The organism is Winogradskyella arenosi, assembly GCF_003337305.1.
In the GTDB taxonomy this organism is placed as follows: domain Bacteria; phylum Bacteroidota; class Bacteroidia; order Flavobacteriales; family Flavobacteriaceae; genus Winogradskyella; species Winogradskyella arenosi.
This window is the reverse complement of sequence record NZ_QPJO01000001.1, coordinates 103584-121376: the sequence shown is the minus strand read 5'-3', so window position 1 is coordinate 121376 and position 17793 is coordinate 103584. Positions and strand designations below refer to the sequence as shown.

Below are 17793 nucleotides of genomic sequence, written 5' to 3'. Positions count from 1 at the left end.
TAGGGTGGACGCTATAATTTTAATAATGAAAAGGATTAATCGCTTGAGTATGGCGCAAAAAAAAACGCCCAACCAAAGGTTGAGCGTTGAAACTTTAAGATATATACTTATAATACCTGCACGTTTGCAGCTACTAAACCTTTTCTTCCTTCTTCTTCATCGTACTCTACGTTATCACCTTCGCGTAATTCTACGCCGTTAAGGTTTGATACGTGTACAAAGATGTCTTTTCCTGTTTCTTCGTTGGTAATGAATCCAAATCCTTTTGAATCATTAAAAAATTTAACTGTTCCAGTCATTATAATATAAATAAAAATTAAAGGACAAAGATACTATAAAATTAAAACGCAATGTTATTAAATTGTTTAATTTTAAATTAAATCGAAAATCCTTTAAAAAATATCTTCCAAAATTATCATTTAGAACGGCGCTGATTTTCTCTCATTTTATCTAGGTTTTCCTTTGTGAGCATGTAGTCCTGCACGTTTTTGTCTTTCCATCGGTAGTAAGAAAATAGTGGGAAAACCACCAAAAATAAACCGGTAACACCAAAGCCAATTAATTTTTGTTTGGAGGGAATATCGAGGATTAAACCGCAAATAATACTAGATAATGCGGCTAAAAAAGCAATAAAGGTGATGATTTTTATAGGTTTCATAAGAGTAAATAGGCTTAAAAAATGTGATAACGCCCCTGTTATTCGCTGCAAAATTAAGGAATTATAAACGGTATGCTGTTAATAATTAATATTTTAATACCCGCTTAGGAGGCTGTTAATGCCGTTCGGTTTTAACGTTTAAGAGGTGATGTTTATCAATTCTCGTCGGTAAGCGGTTAGTAATTTAGATTTAGAAATAAAACCAACATACTTCCCGTTTTTCACTACAGGGAGATTCCAAGCATTACTCTCCTGAAATTTTTTCATAATCACCGTCATTTTATCCTTATCAAGGTTAATGATCGCTGGTGGTTTCTGCATAACTTCCATGGCTAAAACCTCCTTATAAAGCTTTTGATCAAACATTATAGAGCGGATGTCGTCTAATAAGATGACGCCCTTTAATTGTTGCTTCGTTTCATCTAGGACAGGGAAAATATTACGGTTAGATTTGACCACGGCCGTATTAATAATTTCACCTAAATTCATTTTAGTTGTGACACTAATAAAATTGGTTTCAATGACCTTATGAATGTCCATAAGGGTGAGAATCGCATGGTCTTTATCGTGTGTAATAAGGTCACCTTTTCTACCCAATTCCATCGTATAAACAGAATGTGGAGAAAAAATACGGGTAATCCCGAAGGAAATGGCTGCTGTGATCATTAGCGGTATAAATAAATCATAGCCACCGGTTAATTCAGCAATTAAGAAAATCGCGGTTAATGGCGCTTGTAATACGCCTGCCAATATACCAGCCATCCCTACCAGGGTGAAATTACTTTCGGAAACGGGAGCGCTGAACAAACCACAGTTGTTAATGATTTTGGCCACACAATTCCCCATTAAACTTCCCATAAATAAAGTTGGAGCAAAAATACCACCAACACCTCCTGCGCCAAAGGTTATGGCACTAGCAAAGACTTTAAAAAACACCAATCCGGCTAACAGCGCAATTACGACCCAAATATTTGAAAGATCTAAATTGAAAAAATTAGCTTCAAGGGCTTTTTGAGGGTTTCCGGCAATAAGGTTGTTCATGGTTTCAAACCCTTCCCCATAGAGTGGTGGAATAAAAAAGACCAATACTCCAATGGCCACACCACCAACCAATAATTTCTTAATAGGGGAGTCTAGGCGATCAAAAAAATCTTGCACCTTCTCATACACCTGATTAAAGTATATAGAGGTAAAAGCGGCGCAAACCCCTAAAAAGGCATAAAAAGGAACATCAGATATGGTAAAGTGATCTTCAATTCTAAAGGGAAGTAAAACATCGTCTCCAAAGAAAAAGTACGAGGTGATAATTGCCGAGAGTGAGGCTAATAACAACGGCATCATAGACACCATGGTTAAATCTAAACTAAACACTTCAATTGCAAAAATGATGGCAGCAATCGGCGCTTTAAAAATAGAAGACAAGGCCCCCGCTGCAGCACAGCCAATAAGTAGCATTTTGGTCTTCTGGTTCATCCTAAACAACCTCGAAATATTAGAGCTTATTGCAGCCCCTGTAGCCACTGAAGGCCCCTCGAGACCTACAGAACCACCAAAACCAACGGTGATGGGAGCGGTTAATATAGAGCCAAACATTTGGTAGCGTTTAATAACGCCTTTACGTTTAGCTATAGCGTATAAGGTAGAAGGAATTCCATGACTTACCTTAGATCTGATAATGTATTTTATAATTAAATACACCAGAATGAAACCTATTAAAGGGAATAAAAAGTAAAAAGCATGGTGGTAATACCGCACTAAATTGCCTTCTAATAAATGTTGAATAAAGTGTGTTAAGTTTTTTAGGATTACGGCTCCAATTCCAGAGGTAATACCAACAAGTACACTAAGAAAAAACACAAACTGTTTATCAGAGATGTGCTTCGTTCTCCATATTAGGATCTTTTTTAGTATGGGATGTTTTCTTGGCATGGTCTTAAATCTAATAAAAAAATCCTGCATAAAGCAGGATTAAATATTTTTAAGATTTTAAATTTAGTTTTAAGCTGAGTTCTTCAAGTTGCTGATCGTCAATTGGTGCAGGCGCATCAATCATTACATCACGACCTGAATTGTTTTTTGGGAAGGCAATAAAATCTCGAATACTTTCCTGACCTCCTAAAATGGCAACCAATCGATCTAAACCAAAAGCGAGTCCACCGTGTGGAGGTGCACCATATTCAAAAGCATCCATTAAGAATCCAAATTGCGCTTTTGCTTCTTCCTCAGTAAAGCCTAAATGTTTTAGCATAATGGCTTGAGTTTTCTTATCGTAAATTCTAATAGAACCACCTCCGATTTCATTACCATTTAATACCAAATCGTAAGCATTGGCTTTTACTTCGCCTGGATTGGTATCTAACAATTCTATTTGTCCTGGTTTTGGTGAGGTAAACGGGTGGTGCATGGCGTGGTAATTTCCTGTTTCTTCATCAAGCTCTAATAATGGGAAGTCAATAACCCATAATGGCGCAAATACTTTAGGATCTCTTAGACCTAAACGCTCAGCAAGTTCCATACGTAACGCACTTAATTGTGCTCTTACTTTATTTTTGTCTCCTGATAAGATACAGATTAAATCACCAGCTTTAGCGCCAGTAACCTCGGCCCACTTTGCTAAATCCTCTTGGTCATAGAATTTATCTACTGAAGATTTAAAGCTACCATCGTCATTACAACGTGAGTATACCATACCTAAGGCTCCCACTTGTGGACGTTTTACCCACTTAATTAAGTTGTCGATTTCTTTTCTCGTAAAAGCGTTTCCGCCTGGTACGGCAATTCCGACCACTAATTCGGCATTGTTAAAAACACCAAAATCTTTATGTTGTGCTACGGCGTTAAGCTCGCCAAATTCCATTCCAAATCTAATGTCTGGTTTGTCATTTCCGTATAAACGCATGGCATCATCGTAAAGCATTCTTGGAAACTTTTCGATGTCTACACCATTCACTTCTTTTAATAAGTGACGCGTTAAGCCTTCAAACATATTTAAGATGTCTTCTTGCTCAACAAAAGCCATTTCACAATCTATTTGTGTAAACTCGGGTTGTCTGTCGGCACGTAAATCTTCATCTCTAAAACATTTTACAATCTGGAAATATTTATCCATTCCACCAACCATCAACAATTGTTTAAAGGTTTGTGGCGATTGTGGTAAAGCGTAAAATTGGCCTTCATTCATACGAGAAGGTACCACAAAATCACGTGCTCCTTCTGGTGTAGATTTAATTAAATATGGTGTTTCAACTTCTATAAAGTCTTGTTGCGATAAATAATTACGCACTGCTTGAGAAACTTTATGTCTAAAGATCAGTTTATTTTTTACCGGATTACGGCGGATATCAATATATCTGTATTTCATACGGACATCATCACCACCATCGGTTTTGTCCTCAATAGTAAATGGAGGTACTAATGAACTGTTAAGCACATTAAGTTCTGATACTAAAACTTCAATATCTCCTGTAGGAATATTTGGATTTTTAGAAGCACGTTCTACAACTTTACCTGTTACTTGAATTACAAATTCACGTCCCAATTTTGAAGCCTTTTCCATGATCTCTTTTGGAGTGCTTTCTTCATCAAAATAAAGTTGGGTGATGCCATAACGATCGCGAAGATCTAAATAGATCATAAACCCTTTATCTCTAACACCTTGAACCCATCCTGAGAGTGTAACTTCTGTATTGCTGTGTGATGCTCTTAATTCACCACAATTGTGACTTCTGTACATAATGAAATTTAAATTTTGTTCATCGCTGCTAATGCTATGATGAATGCGGGTGCAAATTTAAGTAAGTTTAATTATTATCGGATAATGAATTGGGATTTTTCATCCTTAGAAGGTGGAATATTTTACAGTTTGAAGGCCCCGTTCTACAGATCCCAAACACAATCCGTTTACAACGCAGTACTAAAAGTGCATTTTGAAAACCGAGTAAAACCTAAAACACGTTATACAAAAGCCGAAAAGGACTTTTATATAACGTGTTTTTTAAAGGAAAGACTTTATAAATAAAGTTATAAAAGCCTTACTTTTTTTCAGCTCTTAAAGGTTCTGAAGTAAACTTTAAGCGCATCCACATTTTAAGTTTAATACTTAAAAAGAATAAAATAGGAACCACAATTAAGGTTAAGAAGGTGGCCACTAATAAACCGTAAATAACGGTCCAGGCTAATGGTCCCCAAAACACCACATTGTCTCCACCCATATAAATATTAGCATCGAAATCTGCAAATAGGGTAAAGAAGTTAATGTTTAGTCCTATGGCAAGCGGAATTAAACCTAAAATCGTGGTAATAGCCGTTAATAAAACAGGTCTTAAACGGGCTTTTCCGGCTCTAACGATACTTTCAAATAAATCTTCAGTTGTAAGGTAATCGGTTTCAATAAGATCTAATTCATTTTTCTTTCGATCAATTAAGAGTTGCGCGTAATCTAGAAGTACCACCCCATTGTTTACTACGATTCCTGCAAGGGAAATTATCCCTACCATAGTCATCATAATCACGAAGGCACTTCCAGAGATTACAATGCCGCCAAAGACCCCAATGAAACTCAAGAAAATAGCAATCATAATAATGGTTGGCTTAGATACTGAGTTGAATTGGAAAATTAAAATGAAGAAAATTAAACCTAATCCGGTGAAAAAAGCGCCCACTAAAAAGGCCATTTGTTTATTCTGTTCTTCAATCTGACCCGTATAATCAATGTGCACGTCTTCTGGTAAACCTTCAAAACTTTTCATTTCATTCTGAATCTGCGTTACAATTGCTCCGGCATCAGTAAATCCAGGGGATAAGGCAGAGTATACGGTAACCACACGTTTGGTGTCTTTGTGCTTAATGGCACTAAAGCCCGAATTGTTTTTCTGCTTGGCAACTGTAGACAATGGAATTTCTTTAATCTGACCTGTGTTGTCTCTAAAAGTGATATTTTGGTTAAATAAGGCACTTTTATCGTAACGGTTGTCTTCATTAAAGCGGACATAGATATCAAAATCATCGCCGTCTTCTTTGAAAATTCCTGCTTTAGAACCGAAAATAGAGTTTCGTAATTGATCGCCTATTTGTCTGGCAGAAATCCCTAATTCTCCGGCTTTTTTTCTATCAATTTCAACAAGCATTGAGGGTTTGTCTTTATTGACGTCGATTTTAAGTTCATCGATACCCTGAATGTTTTTAGAGTTAATAAAGCTTCGCATTTGCTCTGCTAGTCCTATGAGTTGGTCATAGTCACTGCCTTCAATTTCAATATTAATTGGTGGTCCGGCAGGTGGACCGTTGGTGTCTTTTTCAACAGAAATTAAAACCCCAGGAAAGATCCCCACTAAGGCTTCTTGTACTTTTTGACGTAACAGCTCACTGTCTTCACCACGTCTATATTTGTACTCCCGCATAGAGGCTGTAATCTTAGCTTTATGGGGCATTTCTGCTCCAGATCCCATATCGGTTTGAGGGTTTCCGGCTCCTTCACCAACTTGAGAAACGGCACTTTCTACTAAAAAGTTACGATCCCCATCCATGTATTGCCCGTCGTTAATAACGGCTTCTACACGTTTTTCAATCTGTGCTGTAATGGCATTGGTTTTTTCAATAGCCGTTCCTTGTGGATATTCTATATAGACAATAATTTGGTTGGGCTTATTATCTGGGAAGAACTCGACTTTAGTACGCTGACTTTTTAAAGATAAACCAAAGGCGATAAATGCCGCAAATAAAAGAACGAAGGTTACGATAGTTAATACGTAAGGTTGCCTTTTAGAAAGCGCTTTTCTTAAGCGAACTTCGTACCAATTCTCTAGACTTACAAGGGCTTTATTCTGAAAACTATTGGCCCAGCCTCTAATAAAATAGCGGTAAGCCCAAAGCATAATAGCGGTAAAGACCATAATGGTTCCTAAGCCTCGGTAGGTCCCACCAAATACTAAGATTAAGATGCCGAAAGCGGCAATAATTACCGTGATTTTAATAATTTGCTTTAGCGGCATATCCTTATCTTCTGTGGTCATATAACGTGAGACCAATACAGAGTTAAAGAAGATGGCTACAATTAACGAGGAGCCTAATACAATGGATAGGGTAATTGGTAAGATTTTCATAAACTCACCCATAATTCCAGGCCATAACCCAATAGGGACAAAGGCGGCAACTGTTGTTGCGGTAGAAATAATAATAGGGTAAGCAATTTCACCAATTCCTTTTTTTGCAGCTTCAATACGGTTCATGCCTTCATCTTCCATAAGACGGTACACGTTTTCTACAACCACAATTCCGTTATCCACCAACATTCCGAGTCCCATGATAAGTCCGAATAAAACCATGGTATTTAAACTATAGCCAATAAGCCCCAAGATCATTAAGGACATAAACATAGACATTGGGATTGCAAAACCAACGAATAGGGCATTTTTAAACCCTAAGAAGAACATAAGGACGGTAACGACTAAGATAACACCAAAGATGATGTTGTTTACCAAATCGTCAACCTTACCTATGGTTACAGGAGATTGATCATTAGTAATGGTCACCTCAAGGTCTTTAGGGAATTCATTATCTATAGCGTTCTGAACAATCGATTGGGTTTGTTCTGCAGCGGCCACCATGTTTTTACCAGCACGTTTTTTAACGTCTAGCATTACAACGGGTTTTCCAGATTTACGGGCAAAGGTGGTTTTGTCTTCTTCATGAAAAGAAACTGTAGCCACGTCTTTTAAATAAATTGGATTACCATTTTCGGCTTTAACCACAAAGTTTTCAAGTTCTGAAGGCGTTTCAATCTCTCCAATAATTCTAATGGTACGGCGTTGACCGCTCGCTTTCAGGTTTCCTGCAGATTGGGTAACGTTTCCGCTGCTAATAGCACCAATAATATCATTGAAGGTCACTTTTGCAGCCATCATTTTATAGATGTCTACAGCGACTTCAACTTCTTTCTCTTGAGCTCCACGGATATCTGCCTTTTTAATTTCTTGTAAATCTTCAATTTCTTCTTGAAGGTATTCGGCATAATCCTTTAATTTTTCAATAGGGTAGTCTCCAGAGATATTAATGTTAAGAATTGGCATTTCTTCGGAAAGGCTTAATTCAAAAACATCAGGCTCTACCTTGGCGCCATTAAAAGTTGGCCAATCTTCACTTGCCGTTTCCGAGTCAATTTCATCTTTAACCTTTTGTTTGGCTTGCTCTACCGTAATATGCTCATCAAATTCTACAACCACCATAGAATAATCTTCTTGTGAGGTTGAGGTAATTTCTACAACATTACTTACGGTTTTAAGCTGATCTTCAACCGGATTTGTAATTAACTTTTCAATATCTTCCGCGGTATTCCCAGGGTAGATGGTACTTACGTAAATCTTGGTTTCGTTAACCTCCGGAAAAGCCTCTCTAGGCATGTCGAAAAATGCTGAAATTCCTAAGTAGAAAAATACAGCAATAAGCACATACATTGTGGTCTTATTGTTGATGGCCCAAGATGACCAACCAAATTCCTTTTCGGTATTTTTTTTGTTTTCAGTCATTAGTTTTTAATTTCGTAATTAATCACTTCTACAGCTTGCCCGTCTCTAACGCTACGAGCACCTTCTTTTATAATTTCTGCACCAGGTTCTAAACCTTCTAAAACTTCAATAACGTCGTCTTGTGTTTTTCCGGTGGTAATAATAACACGGTTAGCCGTGCCAATACCTTTTGCATTTTTATCTGAAACCACATAAACATACTGCTCGCCATCTGAGTTTTCTGAAACAACACTTTGTGGAATTAATACTGCATTTTCACTCGTGTAATCGTTAATTTTTAAACGTGCCGATAAATTAGGTTTAATTGTTTTGTCTTTATTTGGGATTTCAACTTCAATCTTAAAAGTACGGTTAGCAGGATTGATAAAATCACCGGCTTGACGAATGTTAGTTTCAATTGTTTTTCCTAAAACAGGAATGCTAACATGAACACTTTTCCCTTTAGTTACATCAGAAACATAACGTTCTGGTACTTCAGTTTCAATATACATATCTTCTAAATTTACAATACGCATTAATGGCGTTTGGCCTGCAGCCACAACACTACCTTGCTCTGTAATAATATCGTCAATTGTTCCTGTAAAAGGTGCTTTAACGGTCGCCTTTGCAATTTGTTGATTAAGTTGGTTTACCGCTTCTTGTTGGGACTCGTAAGTCGATTTCGCTTGCAGGTACTGAATTTCACTACCAATGTTTTGTTTCCATAAACGTTGTTGACGCTCATAGGTGGTTTTTGCTAGTTCGGCCTGAATTTTTAATTGTGCCAATTGCTGGCTAAGTCCGCCATCGTCAATTTTTGCTAAGGTCTGTCCTTTTGTTACTTTTTGTCCTTCCTTAACATAAACCTTAGTTAAGATCCCATTAAACTCTGGGGTAATGGTTAAAAGGTTTTTAGTGGTCACGTTACCTTGTAATTCTAAAACGTGATTAAAAACTTGGCCTTCAGCTTTAAACGTTGTAATTAAAGGAACGTTTTTAGTGGTGTCTAAGCTTTTTATTTTCTGATCTAAAAGTTTAATTTTATCGTTTATGGCTTGCTGGTCTGCCACAAGTTCACTTCGTTTAGTTCTTATGGTTTCTAGATTGCCCTGCTCTAAGACATATTCTACGGAATTTTTCTTTTTTCCTGTGCATGATGCTGTTAACGCAGCAACAATTATTAATAGAGAGATATATTTCATCGGAGTCGTTATTTTTAATTTTGGATTGGAGTGTTTAAGACGGTTTCTAGGTCTGCTTTAGAGTTTACAACATCGAGCATAGCTTGAAGCAGTTCTTGTTGGGCAGCGTATAATTGGGTTTGGGCTTGTCTAAGTTCAAAACTAGAGCCTATACCTTCAAAAAATTTAGTTTGGTTTTTAGTTTCAATGCGTTCTGCAAGAGCTAAGTTTTCTTTTTTATTTTGATAATCTTCAATAGCAAATTGGTAATCACTTTTAGCCGATGCAATTTCTAATTTAATGCGTTGCTCGGTTTCTGTTAATTCCGTTTCTGCTTTTTCTAAGTTGATTTGTGCTCTTTGGGTAGAGGCCGTACGCATTCCGGAACTAAAAATAGGAATGTCTAAGCTAACACCGAATAAAGACGATCCAAACCAGTCTTGACTCTTTTTATTAAAAGTGAATTCATCACTATATCCCGAATACCCACCATTAATAAAAGCGTTTAATGTTGGTAAGGCTTTACTTTTTTCTAACTTTAATAAAAGCGCTTTAGATTCGGCATCGTTTTGTGCAATAAGATAATCTATAGTGTTCTCTGGGTTAACGTCAGAATCTAAGATGTCTAGAGCCATATTCTGCGTGGTTAAGGCTTCTAAGTTATCCGTGAGTTCAATAGGTTTATAAACATCTAGACCTAAGGTAATATTCAACATCTGGTAGGCTAAAGTTTTGAGTCTATTGGTGTTGTTTAAATTGCTTTTTACACTAGAGAGTGTAATTTTTAGTTGCTCTACACTTTCTTCTTCTTCCAAACCGTTTTCAAAAATCTTGTTGGTTTCGTAAAGGTTTTTCTCAAGCACACTAATGTTACGTTCTAAAATAGCGATACTCTCTTCGGCTAAAAGCACATTACCATAAGCTTCAATAACGGCCTGTCTAACTTCTAGGTCGGTTTTAACTTTGGCATTTTCTGATATTTTAAGGTAAACCTTAGCAGATTGTAGTCCTACAATATAAGAACCATCAAATATTTTCTGATTTAAAGTTGCAAAAGCCGTCATGCTTTGTTTGGTACTGAAAATAACTTCCGTAAATTCTCCAGGTTGACCACCAAAAAATTCAGCAGGAATAACAGAAACTTGCTGTTTTAAATTGTTTTGGTAGTTAACGCTTCCACTTAATTGCGGTAAACCCGAAGCGGTGGTCTCCCACTTTTGGCGTTTGGCAGCTTCAATATCTTGAGAGGCGTTAAGGGAAGATCTATTGTTTTTCAAAGCATAGTCAATAGCTTCTTGAAGCGAAAGACTTGTAGGCTCCTGCTGCGCATAGCCCATTTGAAAAAGAATAAAAGCGATTAAAATAAAGCGTATTTTTTTCATTGCTTAGTTTTCTTTGATATGTAATTGAGTTAGTGTTTTTAAACCTTGTTCTGAGCAAATACCTCTAATATGATATTCTAAATAGTTGTTCATTAATAAGGTCATGGAGAATTGTTCTCTCGGGAAAATATAAGGGTCTTTTAAAGAGAGCATATTGTTAAAATAGAGGCGTGCTACAAAATCAATATTAATAGAGTCTCTATAAATGCCTTGGGCTACACCACGTTCTAAGTTATGGGTAACGCAGGTCATCATTTTGTCAAATTGCTTACGCTTTAAATTTGAAAATATTTTAGGGTAATATTTTTGAAGTTGATATTGCGGTGATGACTTTTCATTTTTTAAATGATGCATCACAAACTTCTTAATTTCGTAAAGTTCTTCAATGGGGTTCTTATCCAACGCGCAAATACAGTCAATACCTTGAGAAATGTTACTAAAAACATTCATGGCAGTCGCTTCAACTAATTTGGTTTTGTTTTGAAAATGTTGATAAATGGTTTTTTTTGAAATGCCCATCTCATTGGCAATATCATCCATAGTAACACTTTTAAACCCTAAGTTTAAGAAGAGATCAACAGATTTAAGTATTATTTTGTCTTTCATAATTTGGTTCTCCAGCAATTGTGGAAAGCTTTTTTTATCAGGCTGCAAAACTACGGCAGGAAACTTTAAAAACCAAAATAGTTTCCATAGTTTAAAAATCTTTTTTTAGGTCGACCTTGAAGCCTTCTGTTTTTTTAAAACTAGACAGTCTTTATTATTAAAACAATTGATTTATTTTTGCCCTATGCAACACATTGAACAATACCAAAAACCATTTCTAAAATATTTAGAACGTTTTACTGTACATAAAGAACCTCAAAATTTATATCAACCTATAAACTACATTCTTCAGTTAGGAGGGAAGCGTTTACGACCAATATTAACCTTAATGACCGCTGAGGTTTTTGGGGCTACAGCAGAAAAAGCTATGGATGCGGCACTTTCTATAGAAGTGTTTCATAACTTTTCATTGGTCCATGATGATATTATGGATGATGCGCCTTTACGTAGAGGGAAAGAAACGGTACATGAAAAATGGAATCTTAATACCGGAATCTTATCTGGAGATGCCATGTTAATAATGGCGTACCAGTTGTTTGAAAACTATGATTCTTCAACCTTCCAAGACTTAGCAAAACTATTTAGTAAAACGGCTTTAGAGGTTTGTGAAGGCCAGCAGTACGATATCGATTTTGAAACGCGTAATGATGTCACTATTGAAGAATACCTGAAAATGATTGAGTATAAAACAGCAGTTTTAGTAGGAGCTGCTATGAAAATGGGAGCTATTGTTGCCAAAGCCTCCGATGCAGATCAGAACGCCATTTACGAGTTTGGTCGTTTATTAGGGATTGCATTTCAGTTGCAAGACGATTATTTAGATGCCTTTGGAAATCCTGAAACCTTTGGAAAACAAGTAGGTGGTGATATTATTGAGAACAAAAAAACCTACCTCTACCTTAAAACCTTAGAATTGGGGACAGAAGCTGATACCGTAAGTTTAAAAACGGCGATGAATAATGCGGAGCTCTCTCATGAGGATAAGGTGGTTAGCGTAAAAGCTTTATTCTTAAAATCTGGTGCGGCTGAAGCAACGCAAAATGCTGTTAAAACCTATACGGAAAAAGCATTTAAAGTCCTAGAGACCTTAAATGTTGATGCCGCTAAAAAACAAGGTTTACTTTTATTTGGTGAACAGTTAATGAATAGACGTGTGTAATGAAATTGCCTTCTAATTTTGATGATTTAATCCAAGAGGCCGAAGGCTTAGAGCTTTATCATAAACTGGTGGCACAACTCAATAAGGATCTCTTATATGCCAATATAGATCTTGAGTTTAAAGACGATATTTTGCCAACGAGTCTAAATATGCTGCTTCACGAAACCATCTTGCATCTTATCAATTCCAAGTTTTCAGACTATCTCAATCTATTATATATAGTAGACGTTCCCGAGGCTACCATTAAAAGCCTCGATGGCAGTGACGTTTATGTACTCTCCCAACAAGTGGCTTTCATCATTCTGCAGCGCGAGTGGCAAAAAGTGTGGTATAAAGCCCAATATTCTTAAAAACGAACTTGGTAAACCTAAGTTTTATTTCAATTTTAAATTTATTTATATGTATCTTTAAAGGGCTGGTATAGAAGTGGCTAAGATAAGTCGCTTTTTTGTCTCTTTTTAATGGAACTGATTCTTGTCATAGTTTTTTTGAGAAGGTTCTATTAGCTTTAGTGACAAGTCTTAAAGTTATGAAAAAGATACTATTACTTACGGATTTTTCTAAGAATGCAACCAATGCTATTTTGTATGCTTTGCAGTTTTTTAGTGGCAACCCTTGTACCTTTTATTTAATGTATGTGCATAAGGTTGAAAGCTATATTTCTGATGATTTATTGGAGAATTCTAAAGATAGTGTGTATGAAGCCATTGCTGAAAAACCAAAAGCGAAATTAAAGTCTTTAAAAGCAACATTAATAAAAGATTACGCTCATGAACATTACGAGTTTAAAACCGTGATTGACTATGATGTATTTACCGATGCGATTAAGCAGGCCGTACGTAAATTTTCTCTAGACTATATTGTGATGGGGAGTAATGGTGCTTCTAATGTAAAAGAAGTACTTATGGGGAGCAACACCATTAATGTCATTGAAAAAGTAAGTTGTAAAACTTTAGTTGTACCTAGTGGCTATCGTTTTAAGTTGCCTCATGAGTTTTTGGTGGTTTTAAATCCAACAACGCTTTTAGACCAATATTTAATGGATATCATTATTGCGTTTATAACACGATTTAAGCTGAAATTGCATGTGCTGCGTTTGGTTAAAAATATAGTAGATACCACTGTGGTGGTTAATGACCTGGATAATTTAGCCTATTTAGGGGCGCGTTACCAAAGGGTTGAGGCCGATGACGTTGATAAGGCTGTGGCTAAGTACTTGGAAACTCATCCTATAGATATAACCACATATGTTGCCCAAGATAAATCCTTTGTAGAACGTCTATTTAGTGCCTCACCCAATAAAGAAATAAAATCGAGAATGAACCTACCCTTGCTAGTATTACATAGCCAATAGTATAATTTAAACCGAAATATTATGATAAAATCATTACAACAAGAAGACTGCATGTTGCTATTAAGTCAACATTACGTAGGTCATTTAGCATACATTTATCATAATGAACCGTTTATTGTACCTATTACTTACTTTTATAAGAATAACCGTATTATATGTTACTCTAATGAAGGGCATAAGATTAATGCCTTACGGTTGCACGGAAAAGTAGCCTTGGAGGTCGCAGAAATAAAAAACATCAATAGCTGGAGGTCGGTGGTCGCTCATGGGGTTTATGAGGAACTCGATGGCTGCGATGCCAAAGCATTACTGCACGAATTTTCACTTGGCGTAAAAGAGGTGGTGATGCGCACCGAGAGGCGCGATCTCGATTATATCAGTGAGTTCTCCGCTAAAATAAATAAGGATGAGGTTGCCGTTATATTTGTAATTCATATTGAAGAATTTACAGGGAAAATGAGACAATATGAAGGCACTTCTTAAAACCTAAAGCGTACAAAAGGCATCCAAGCTTCCGTGTAAATACTTTTATCTTTGTCGTAAAGGACATCGTATCTAATTCCAATGGTCACATTGCCACTGCTGTAACCTGCTCCTAAAAATAAGGCCGGATACCAATAGTCTTCATCCGCATTTCCTACATATCGATTGTCGTAATTACGACTGACGTGTAATTGCTCAAATTCCGCAGAAAGCTGTATCTCCTTAATAGGATTAACTAAAGCGATAAGGCTTCCACCCAAAACAGTCGATTTATAAATGTCTTTTTGGCTGCTGTATGAGTAGTTTAAACCAATTCCTGTCGCCACATAAGGATTAAAACGATACAAGGCGTTTGGGGCTACAAAGGCGCTAAAATAACCATCACTAAAATTAAGTCCTATCCCGCCACCATATTCCATATGACTCCAAAAATCACTGGGGTAAGATTTCGAGTTTTGCGCAAAAGAGAGGTTTGTAAACAAAAAGTAAAGAAGGCTCGCAATAAGTATTTTAAAGGTAAAATGAGGTTTCACGTTGGGTCTGTTTTTAGAAGTTCAAATCAATATGTTATAAATATAATAAATCCTTATCTATATTTGTTAAAAGTTGTATTTTTGACTAAATTATGTTGAAACGACAACGTCTCAAAAAGTAAAATGGATAAATATTCCTTTCTCAACGCGGCACATACAGCATATTTTGCTGATTTATATGACCAATACCTCAAAAACCCAGATTCTGTAGAGCCAAGCTGGCGGGCCTTTTTTCAAGGTTACGACTTTGGATCCGAAAATTATGGTGTAGAGGGTGAAATTATTGAAGGTGTTTCTACGCAAATACCAGAACAAATTCAAAAAGAATTCCAAGTTTTAAAACTTATCGAAGGCTATAGAAGTCGAGGCCATTTGTTTACCAAAACAAATCCAGTACGTGCTAGACGAAAATATGCCCCTACCTTAGAAGTTGAAAACTTTGGCTTATCTCAGAGCGATTTACAAACAGTGTTCTCTGCAGGTGAAGTTTTAGGTTTAGGATCTTCGGCAACCTTACAGATGATTATAGATCATTTAGAAAAAGTGTATTGCGATTCTATCGGTGTGGAATATATGTACATAAGAAAGCCTGAAGAAATTAAATGGATTCAGCAAAAGCTTAATGTCAACGATAACAACCCACAGTTTTCTCCAGATCAAAAGAAAACTATTCTTAGAAAGCTTAATGAAGCGGTTTCTTTCGAAAACTTTTTACATACTAAATATGTCGGTCAAAAACGATTCTCTTTAGAGGGAGGTGAGGCCTTAATACCTGCTTTAGACGCTTTAATTGAGCAAGCTTCAGGTTACGATGTAAAAGAATTCGTTATGGGTATGGCGCACAGAGGGCGTTTAAGTACATTAACAAACATCTTCGGAAAATCAGCCAAAGATATCTTTAGCGAATTTGATGGTAAAGATTATGAGCAAGCTATTTTTGATGGGGATGTAAAATACCACTTAGGTTGGACGAGTGATCGTGTTACCGATTCTGGTAAAAGAATTAACCTGAATATTGCTCCTAACCCTTCACATTTAGAAACGGTTGGTGCAGTCGTAGAAGGTATAGCCAGAGCTAAACAAGATGATAAATATCCTGATAATCCATCGCAAGTATTACCTATTATTGTACATGGTGATGCTGCTATAGCAGGACAAGGCTTAGTTTATGAGCTAGTGCAAATGGCACAATTAGATGGTTATAAAACAGGAGGAACTATACATATTGTGGTAAATAACCAAATTGGGTTTACCACCAATTATTTAGATGCACGTTCTAGTACGTATTGTACAGATGTTGGTAAGGTGACCTTATCTCCTGTATTACACGTCAATGCGGATGATGTAGAAGCCGTAGTACATGCCACATTATTTGCGCTGCATTTCAGAATGAAATTTAAGCGGGATGTCTTTATCGATATGTTAGGGTATAGAAAATACGGGCATAATGAAGGTGACGAGCCTAAGTTTACACAACCCTTACTTTATAAAGCAATTGCGAAACATAAAAATCCAAGAGATATTTATGCGGAGCGCTTAATGTCTGAAGGCGTTATTGATAAAGGTTTTGTTTCTAAAATAGAAAAAGAATATAAAGATAAGCTTGAAGAAAAGCTGGTTGATTCTCGTAAGGTCGAAAAGACAGAGATTACACCATTTATGCAAAATGAATGGGTAGATTTTACTTCTGTTGAAGAAGATAAAATGATGAAGCCGGTAGATACAACTTACCCTATAGAAGCGCTTAAGAAAATTACTAAGACCATTTCAAATCTTCCTAAAGACAAGAAATTCATTAGAAAAATTCAACGTTTAATCGAGTCGAGACAAGCGATGTTTGATGAAGATCGATTAGATTGGGCTATGGCAGAGCATTTAGCTTACGGTTCTATATTATTAGAAGGTAGCGATGTTCGTATTTCTGGACAAGATGTAGAACGTGGAACCTTCTCGCACCGTCATGCCGTTGTTAAAGTGGAAGACAGTGAAGAAGAAATTGTACTTCAGAATAACCTAAGTGATGACCAAGGTAAATTCTATATTTATAATTCCTTATTATCAGAATATGGTGTTGTAGGTTTTGATTATGGTTATGCTATGGCAAGTCCTAAAACCTTAACCATTTGGGAAGCACAGTTTGGAGATTTCAGTAATGGAGCACAGATTATGTTAGACCAATATATTTCTGCGGCTGAAGATAAATGGAAATTACAGAATGGATTGGTTATGCTATTGCCTCATGGTTATGAAGGTCAAGGTGCAGAACATTCATCGGGTCGTATGGAGCGTTATTTACAGCTTTGTGCAAAGGACAATATGTTTATTGCAGATTGTACAACGCCAGCCAACATGTTCCACTTATTAAGACGACAAGTAAAAGCGGCTTATAGAAAACCATTAATCGTTTTTACACCAAAAAGTTTATTACGTCATCCAAAAGTGGTGTCTACGGTAGACGAATTTGCTAACGGTAGTTTCCAGATGTTAATTGATGATGCTAGAGCAAATGTAGAGCAGATAAAAACTTTAGTGTTTGTAACGGGTAAATTTTATTACGATTTATTAGAAGAGCAAGAAAAACTTGAAAGAGATGATGTTGCTTTAGTTAGAATAGAACAGTTATTCCCACTACCAACTCAAGATATGAGAGCGGTATTGGAGAAGTACAAGAATGCAGATGATATTGTTTGGGCTCAAGAAGAACCAAGAAACATGGGAGCTTATGCACATATGTTAATGAACTTCGAAGAGTCTAAGAACTTTAGAGTGGCAAGTAGAAGACCTTATGGGGCTCCTGCTGCAGGTAGTTCTGTACGTTCAAAAATAAGACACAAAGAAGTGATTGATTTTGTTTTTGATAAAACTAAAAATAATCAGCGATAATAAATTAAGGATCTTTTCTTTAGAGAAGATACCGTCAAACAAGAACAACTTA

14 protein-coding genes are annotated in these 17793 nt (G+C 36.4%); 5 read left to right on the top strand and 9 right to left on the bottom strand.

Annotated elements, in window-relative coordinates:
- Positions 1–107: 107 nt before the first annotated feature.
- The 8 genes from DFQ08_RS00500 to DFQ08_RS00460 all read right to left on the bottom strand — a co-directional run bounded on the left by DFQ08_RS00500 (position 108) and on the right by DFQ08_RS00460 (position 11329).
- Positions 108–299, bottom strand: coding sequence for a cold-shock protein (locus DFQ08_RS00500; protein ID WP_092446448.1), 192 nt, complete (start codon positions 297–299; stop codon positions 108–110).
- Between the two features lie 116 nt (positions 300–415).
- Positions 416–658: a hypothetical protein gene (locus DFQ08_RS00495; RefSeq protein ID WP_114307845.1), complete on the bottom strand. Its 243-nt coding sequence runs from the start codon at positions 656–658 to the stop codon at positions 416–418.
- 138 nt (positions 659–796) lie between these two features.
- Positions 797–2617 carry a chloride channel protein gene (locus DFQ08_RS00490; RefSeq protein WP_245935339.1) on the bottom strand — a complete coding sequence of 607 codons (1821 nt, stop codon included), beginning with the start codon at positions 2615–2617 and terminating at the stop codon, positions 797–799.
- A 19-nt stretch (positions 2618–2636) separates the two neighbouring features.
- Positions 2637–4391 carry an aspartate--tRNA ligase gene (gene aspS / locus DFQ08_RS00485; RefSeq protein WP_114307844.1) on the bottom strand — a complete coding sequence of 585 codons (1755 nt, stop codon included), beginning with the start codon at positions 4389–4391 and terminating at the stop codon, positions 2637–2639.
- 298 nt (positions 4392–4689) lie between these two features.
- The gene (locus tag DFQ08_RS00475) at positions 4690–8181 is read right to left on the bottom strand and encodes an efflux RND transporter permease subunit (RefSeq protein WP_114307842.1); all 3492 of its coding nucleotides are present in this window, start codon (positions 8179–8181) and stop codon (positions 4690–4692) included.
- Positions 8181–9362, bottom strand: coding sequence for an efflux RND transporter periplasmic adaptor subunit (locus tag DFQ08_RS00470; RefSeq protein ID WP_114307841.1), 1182 nt, complete (start codon positions 9360–9362; stop codon positions 8181–8183). The genes DFQ08_RS00475 and DFQ08_RS00470 overlap by 1 nt, the downstream gene beginning before the upstream one ends.
- Positions 9363–9376: 14 nt before the next feature.
- A complete protein-coding gene (locus DFQ08_RS00465; protein WP_114307840.1) occupies positions 9377–10723 on the bottom strand; it encodes a TolC family protein in 1347 nt (448 codons plus the stop codon).
- A 3-nt stretch (positions 10724–10726) separates the two neighbouring features.
- Complete coding sequence (locus DFQ08_RS00460; RefSeq protein ID WP_114308630.1) at positions 10727–11329, bottom strand: TetR/AcrR family transcriptional regulator; 603 nt, start codon at positions 11327–11329, stop codon at positions 10727–10729.
- Between the two features lie 184 nt (positions 11330–11513).
- Here DFQ08_RS00460 and DFQ08_RS00455 point away from each other — a divergent pair, with 184 nt between their 5' ends.
- The 4 genes from DFQ08_RS00455 (at position 11514) to DFQ08_RS00440 (ending at position 14325) form a co-directional block, all read left to right on the top strand.
- A complete protein-coding gene (locus tag DFQ08_RS00455; RefSeq protein WP_114307839.1) occupies positions 11514–12488 on the top strand; it encodes a polyprenyl synthetase family protein in 975 nt (324 codons plus the stop codon).
- On the top strand, positions 12488–12838 hold the full coding sequence (locus tag DFQ08_RS00450) for a hypothetical protein (protein ID WP_114307838.1): 351 nt from the start codon (positions 12488–12490) through the stop codon (positions 12836–12838). The genes DFQ08_RS00455 and DFQ08_RS00450 overlap by 1 nt, the downstream gene beginning before the upstream one ends.
- A gap of 179 nt (positions 12839–13017) precedes the next feature.
- Complete coding sequence (locus tag DFQ08_RS00445) at positions 13018–13842, top strand: universal stress protein (protein WP_114307837.1); 825 nt, start codon at positions 13018–13020, stop codon at positions 13840–13842.
- A 21-nt stretch (positions 13843–13863) separates the two neighbouring features.
- Entirely contained in the window at positions 13864–14325 is a 462-nt protein-coding gene (locus DFQ08_RS00440; protein WP_114307836.1) for a pyridoxamine 5'-phosphate oxidase family protein, read from the top strand.
- Here the strand turns inward: DFQ08_RS00440 and DFQ08_RS00435 are convergent.
- Positions 14322–14858 carry an alpha-ketoglutarate decarboxylase gene (locus DFQ08_RS00435; RefSeq protein ID WP_114307835.1) on the bottom strand — a complete coding sequence of 179 codons (537 nt, stop codon included), beginning with the start codon at positions 14856–14858 and terminating at the stop codon, positions 14322–14324. The genes DFQ08_RS00440 and DFQ08_RS00435 overlap by 4 nt on opposite strands.
- A 123-nt stretch (positions 14859–14981) precedes the next feature.
- On the opposite strand from DFQ08_RS00435, the gene DFQ08_RS00430 reads away from it, so the two are divergent.
- On the top strand, positions 14982–17741 hold the full coding sequence (locus DFQ08_RS00430; protein WP_114307834.1) for a 2-oxoglutarate dehydrogenase E1 component: 2760 nt from the start codon (positions 14982–14984) through the stop codon (positions 17739–17741).
- Positions 17742–17793 lie beyond the last annotated feature (52 nt).